We start from the raw sequence: 6148 nt of genomic DNA, 5'->3' as shown, positions 1-6148 counted from the left end.
AGGTTGTTATGGATAATATTAATTTCCATAAGAATTCCAAGGTCAAAGAGCTAATAGAATCTGTAGGTTGTAGTATTTTATTTTTACCTACTTACTCTCCTGATTTAAATCCAATTGAGCATTATTGGTTTAAATTAAAAAATCAAATTAGAAAAACTGCAAAAGACTTCGAACATTTTTTTGATGCTGTTTGTTATAATCTGTCCATATCTTAATGGATTATGCTGTACCTTCTAGTAGAGGATCAATTTTAGTAAGCTGAATACCGGTTTTTTCTTCCCGTAAAATTTCTAATTTTTGTAATGCATCAGTAAAATTTCTTTCTTTAACTGCCTTGATAATTTCATCTCTATTCGTTTGTAAAGGTTCTTGTTTATTACCTATTAAAAACTCATTTGTTTGTTTTATCAAAAAGTCTTTATCGTTATCAAATCGTTCTTTTAATGATAGTGCCATGATTTAGTTTCCCTATGTCTTGTATTTCTAGTTTAAAATAATTATATAAAAATAATCCACTGAAAAATGTTTAATCATTTTAACTTGATAATATTATTCATATGAACATTGATAAATTTACTGCACATGCTAAAAATATAATTGCCGGTAGTCAAGCAGTAGCCGCCAAAAACGATCATCAACAAGTGTTGCCGCTGCATATATTAGCGGCTCTTTTAAATGAAGATACAGGAATTATTGCCGGTCTTATTAATATTATCGGCGGTAATTTAAATAATCTTAACGATAATTTACAATTAGAGCTAAATAAAGTTCCTAAAATTCAAGTAGAGGGGGGAGGACAGCTTTATTTCGCTGCCGAAAGCCTGAAATGCCTAGAAAAAGCTACTAGCCTTGCCAAAGATAACGGTGATAATTTTGTCACGATTGAGCGAATTTTTGAATCCTTATCGTATGATAACGGGGCGGCAGGCAAGATTTTAACAATCGCTTCTATCACTAATAAAAAAATTGCTGCGGCAATTTTACAGCTCAGAAAGGGTAAAAAAGCCGATACCGAATCAGCGGAAAATAGTTACGATGCTCTTAAAAAATACGGCAGAGACGTTACCGAGCTTGCCGAAAGCGGTAAGTTAGACCCAATAATCGGCAGGGATGAGGAGATTAGAAGAACGGTGCAAGTATTATCTCGCAGGATGAAAAATAACCCTGTTCTGATCGGCGAACCCGGAGTAGGTAAAACCGCTATAATTGAAGGGTTAGCTCAAAGAATTTTTAGTAAAGACGTACCGGAAACTTTAGTTAATTGCCGTATTATTGAGCTAGATATGGGTGCGCTTATCGCCGGTGCTAAATATCGCGGAGAATTTGAGGAGCGTCTTAAAGCAGTGCTTAGAGAGATTAAAGAAGCAGGCGGCGAGATTATTTTATTTATCGATGAGTTGCATTTGCTAGTCGGTACCGGTAAAACCGACGGTGCAATGGATGCGTCTAATCTCTTAAAACCGATGCTTGCGAGAGGTGAATTACATTGTATAGGTGCCACTACTTTGGATGAATATCGTAAATATATAGAGAAAGACGCCGCACTTGCTAGGAGGTTCCAGCCCGTTTATATTAGCGAGCCGACGGTCGAAGATACTATTTCGATACTTCGAGGTATTAAGGAAAAATATGAGCTACATCATGCCGTTAGAATTGCCGATAGCGCGATAGTGGCGGCGGCTACCTTATCAAATCGATATATTACCGATCGTTATTTACCCGACAAAGCAATTGATTTGATTGATGAGGCTTGTAGTAGGTTAAAGATTGAATTATCAAGCAAACCTGAGGAGCTAGACGAGCTTGACCGTCGTATTATTCAAATAAAAATGGAACTTGCCGCTTTAAATAAAGAAAATGATGAGCATTCTAGAAAGAAAATCTCTCATTTAACGGAAGAATTAAATAAACTCGAAGCGGTTTCTTACGATATGAGTACAAAATGGCAAGCGGAAAAGGCAAAAATGCAGCTTGAGCAAAAATTAAAAGAGGAGCTAGAAAAAGCAAAAGGAGAACTAGAACGTGCCGAGAGAAGTACAAATTTAACTAAAGCAAGTGAATTAAAATACGGTATTATCCCTGAGCTGACAAAAAAGATTAAAGAAATAGAGTTAAACGGCGGAAAAAATGTTTTAAAAGAAGTAGTATTAGAGAGTGATATAGCAAATATTATTTCCAAAATTACCGGTATTCCTATCGACACAATGCTATCGAGTGAACGCGAGCGATTACTTGTTACGGAGCAAAAATTAAGGGAGTCGGTAATAGGGCAGGATGAGGCAATAAAAGGCGTTAGTGACGCGGTACGTAGATCACGTGCCGGTATTCAGGATGTTAACCGCCCCTTAGGTTCGTTTTTATTTCTCGGTCCTACAGGCGTCGGTAAAACTGAGTTGACTAAGGCGCTTGCCTATTTTCTCTTTGATGATCGTAACGCAATTTTGCGTATTGACATGTCGGAATATATGGAGAAGCATGCTATTTCGCGGTTGATCGGTGCGCCTCCGGGTTATATCGGTTATGATCAAGGGGGAGTATTGACCGAAGCGGTGCGGCGACGTCCTTATCAGGTAATATTGTTTGATGAAGTTGAGAAAGCCCATCCGGATATTTTTAATATTATGCTGCAAATACTCGACGAGGGAAGGCTTACCGATAGCCAAGGTATAACTGTTGATTTTAAAAATACTATTATAGTTTTAACGTCCAATCTTGGTGCTGAGATATTAATTAATCAGCAAGAAGGAGAAGACACCTATAAAGTAAAAGATCAAGTTATGGAATATGTAAGAGCCGTATTTAAACCGGAATTCTTAAATAGGTTAGACGAAATTATATTATTTCATAGGTTAAACCGCGATAATATTCACGATATAGTTAAAATCCAGTTGGAAAATTTGAAAAAAATTTTATTGCAACAAAATATAACTTTGGAATTTGACGAGTCGGCTTTAAATTATTTAGCTGAAAAAGGTTATGATCCGATGTTTGGCGCGCGCCCGTTAAAGCGTCTTATCCAGCGAGAATTACAAAATAATCTGGCTAAAATGATTCTTAGCGGTGAGGTAAGCGGCGGTATGGCTGTTAAAGTAACAGTGGAAAATAACGAATTAAGTATAGTGTTAATGCAAAGTTAGGATGGCTGTGTTGCATGAATAGGTTAAAGCGTGTTCGATGTCATTCCCGTGAAAACGGGAATCCGGCCTTTTCTTTGTCATGCTGAACTTGTTTCGGCATCTATTGAACAATATCCTGAAATAAATTCAGGATGACCTAAAAAGTGCTTTTTTCTAGATTCCCGCCTACGCGGGAATGACATAAGAGAGCAGGGAATGACATCGAAAATTCGAGCCATGCAACAACGCCGATTGCGGCGTTACCTTACCGCTCCTCTATAATCTTTACCCAATCAGAAAATAATTAATTCTAAATTTTTCTAACGTTAGAGTAACAAAATGCTTAACAAATTCTTTAAGTAATGCTTCATTTGTTACCGGCTGTGCCTTTTCATCAAGAGCCGTTAATTCTTTAGAAATAAATTTTTTAAGAATTTTTTCCTCAATATTCTCGAGAGAATTAGTACCGTCTAATAATTCCAAAATACATTTTTCTTGTATTTGTATCCCTATCATATTATTAAGCCGATTAGTGACGCTTATTAGCTTATTAGCATTATTGAAATTTGCATGTTTTACCTGATATCTCATAAGCTCGCTAACTTTCGGTTTTGCGGTAATACTTGCTATAGCATTCGGCTTCTCGGCATATATTTTTACGAAACCTTGGAATATAAGTTTAATAAAATTTGCTTCTAATGTTGCTAGAAAATCCGTTAATTGAAATTTTCCGAGTTTTTTAAATGCTGCTTCGGCAACTCGCTCCAGACTCATCGGATTACCGATATTTTCGCTATAGACGTATAAAATAGCTTTCATAACCGGCGAAGCGGTTGAGATAAAAGGCTCCGGTAAATTCTCGTAATAGAAGCTAATATTTTCCTGCGCGTTAGAGAGATCAATATCATTCCGATTAGTTACCGGTCTAACATTGAAGGTGGTGTAGAAACCTTTTAATTTATTAAATTCAATATTTCTATTTATAGCTGCCTCATTATGGCATAACAAAGTAGAGCGAAACTTGCGGTTAGTAATAAAATCCATATATTGCTCGGTACGGACTATATCATTAATAGTTTGTAATTGCTCTGCTGCCTTTATCGGTAAATTACCGGTAAACATCGAGGAAGGTGAAGTATCACCAAGATAATTAAGCTGATGCTTCCTTGCCATATCCATAAATTGATAAAAATAAAAGCCGGTATTTTCTTCACCTAAATACTCATGCAACAGATATGAATCATCATATAAAGCTAAAATTTTTGCTTCATCTTGCAAGAATTTAGAATATGAAGAGGGCGATTTGTCTAACGACTCATTAATAAAGCTTAACAATAATTTTGCTTGTTGTAATTTATCATTATTATTTTGAAAAATTTCCGAGTGGAACATCATCATTTCTCTAATGGTTCTTTGCATATTCCAACCGGGCAAAGTATTATAACTGACAAAAGCAATGCCGTTTCGATTTAGTAATTTATTTGCAACTTCAAGAATTTTTTCTTTTACCGCGTCCGGCACCCAAGAAAATACCCCGTGACAGATTATATAATCAAATTTACCTAAAGACTCATCAATATCCATTATGGATAAATGTTTTAAATCAATATTTTTAAGCTTTAAATCATCAACTGCTTTAAGCCCCTGTTCTATTTGTTTTTTTGATAAATCAATACCGAGGGAATAAGATTTAGGATAAGTTTCGGCAAAATTGAACATATTACTCCCGACTCCACAACCTATATCCAATATTCTTGCGGTTTTTACCTCCGGGGGATTTAACCCGAATAACAACCCGATAGTTCTTAAATGTTCAGGGGTGGTATAGCCAAAAGAAAACGGGGAGTACGGAACTTCGTCATAAGATATTTTATTGTTTTGTTGGGTCATATTTGTCCTTAATAAAAAAATCAATTTTAAGAAATTTGGAGAAATTAAGCAAGGATTTTATAACTCTATTAACTGAGCATGGTTAGCAAGGCTTTCTATACCCTGAAGGTCGGTTGCGGTAATCCATAATTGTAAACCGACGGTTATGAAAAACTCCGTTAAATATTCTCGTCTTTTGTCATCAAGATGAACAAAAACCTCGTCTAATAATAAAATGGGAGTTGCTTGATTAGATTTAATAAAATAATTAACTTCCGCCAGCATTATAGCAATTAATATTGCTTTCTGCTCACCCGTAGAACAAAGTTTTGCTAAAATATTTTTTTTCTTGTGCTTAATTATAATATCGCTTTTATGCACCCCGAAACTAGTGCGTCCGATTAATTTATCTTTACTGCGTGTGCTGTAAAGCTCATCGGTTATGAACCCCGCTATTTCCTTTTCTCCTGCTAATATTTTTTGCTCTACTACCCCGTCAATAGCTAAGTCGGCTTTAGGAAACTCGTTATCAAGCTCATCGATTGCTTGTTGCATATATTTTAAAGTTTTGAGTCGGTTAGAAGCGATTTGAGCAGAGAGCTCCGCCATTTTTTCCTCAATCACTTTAGACCAATTCTCATCTATATAATTTTCTATAAGGATTTTATTGCGCTCTTGCATATAATATTCGTATTTACTAACTAAACCCGCATGGTTTGGATCGAAATTATAAACAATTCTATCAAAAAATTTTCTTCTGTCACTAGCTCCCGCCGAAAATATACCTTCCATTTGCGGCGTCAGCCATACCATACTAGTAAATTTACTTAGTTCGTTATTCGGTATTTTGGCGCCGTTAAATTCGGTAAGCCGTTTATTGGAGCTACGTTTAAAATGCGTGGTAATCTCAGCCGGTCCCAGCTTGCTTTGCAATAATGCACGAATGATACAATAATCTTCGCAGCTTTTACAGATATCAGCGAATTTTGCAGAGCGTAACCCTCTTCCGGGATAAAGTAGCGATATCGCTTCTAAAATGCTGGTTTTGCCGCTCCCGTTCTCGCCGATTAATATTATAGCTTTGTTATCTGTCTTAACCTCAAAATGCCGAAAATTACGATAATTCTCTAAGGTTAATGATTGCAGAAAAATATTTTTCATGA

At 35.9% G+C, this 6148-nt stretch carries 6 protein-coding genes; 2 read left to right on the top strand and 4 right to left on the bottom strand.

The window, feature by feature from the left end; all coding sequences use genetic code 11:
• Positions 1 to 215: transposase (locus AAHM91_RS10890; RefSeq protein WP_342270816.1), on the top strand; the 215-nt coding region annotated here is incomplete at its 5' end.
• Positions 216 to 219: 4 nt separating this feature from the next.
• Here the strand turns inward: AAHM91_RS10890 and AAHM91_RS10885 are convergent.
• A complete protein-coding gene (locus AAHM91_RS10885) occupies positions 220 to 456 on the bottom strand; it encodes a hypothetical protein (RefSeq protein ID WP_342270815.1) in 237 nt (78 codons plus the stop codon).
• A 101-nt stretch (positions 457 to 557) separates the two neighbouring features.
• Between AAHM91_RS10885 and clpB the strand changes: the two genes are divergently transcribed.
• The gene (clpB, locus tag AAHM91_RS10880) at positions 558 to 3137 is read left to right on the top strand and encodes an ATP-dependent chaperone ClpB (RefSeq protein WP_342270814.1); all 2580 of its coding nucleotides are present in this window, start codon (positions 558 to 560) and stop codon (positions 3135 to 3137) included.
• A 77-nt stretch (positions 3138 to 3214) separates the two neighbouring features.
• Here clpB and AAHM91_RS10875 read toward each other — a convergent pair whose 3' ends face one another.
• From AAHM91_RS10875 to recF, 3 genes are read right to left on the bottom strand one after another with little or no spacing between them, the layout of a single operon-like run.
• On the bottom strand, positions 3215 to 3355 hold the full coding sequence (locus tag AAHM91_RS10875; RefSeq protein ID WP_341793203.1) for a hypothetical protein: 141 nt from the start codon (positions 3353 to 3355) through the stop codon (positions 3215 to 3217).
• 46 nt (positions 3356 to 3401) lie between these two features.
• Complete coding sequence (locus tag AAHM91_RS10870; RefSeq protein ID WP_342270813.1) at positions 3402 to 5006, bottom strand: class I SAM-dependent methyltransferase; 1605 nt, start codon at positions 5004 to 5006, stop codon at positions 3402 to 3404.
• Positions 5007 to 5063: 57 nt separating this feature from the next.
• Entirely contained in the window at positions 5064 to 6146 is a 1083-nt protein-coding gene (gene recF / locus AAHM91_RS10865) for a DNA replication/repair protein RecF (RefSeq protein WP_253308399.1), read from the bottom strand.
• Positions 6147 to 6148: the final 2 nt, after the last annotated feature.

It is taken from the genome of Rickettsia endosymbiont of Orchestes rusci, from assembly GCF_964030945.1.
Lineage (GTDB): Bacteria > Pseudomonadota > Alphaproteobacteria > Rickettsiales > Rickettsiaceae > Rickettsia.
Note: the sequence above shows the minus strand (reverse complement) of the source record. Positions and strands in the feature narration are given on the sequence as shown.

Coding starts and splice junctions, on each gene's coding strand:
- AAHM91_RS10885 (WP_342270815.1), bottom strand. CDS start 456: ATGGCACTATCATTAAAAGAACGATTTGATAACGATAAAGACTTTTTG.
- clpB (WP_342270814.1), top strand. CDS start 558: ATGAACATTGATAAATTTACTGCACATGCTAAAAATATAATTGCCGGT.
- AAHM91_RS10875 (WP_341793203.1), bottom strand. CDS start 3,355: ATGGCTCGAATTTTCGATGTCATTCCCTGCTCTCTTATGTCATTCCCG.
- AAHM91_RS10870 (WP_342270813.1), bottom strand. CDS start 5,006: ATGACCCAACAAAACAATAAAATATCTTATGACGAAGTTCCGTACTCC.
- recF (WP_253308399.1), bottom strand. CDS start 6,146: ATGAAAAATATTTTTCTGCAATCATTAACCTTAGAGAATTATCGTAAT.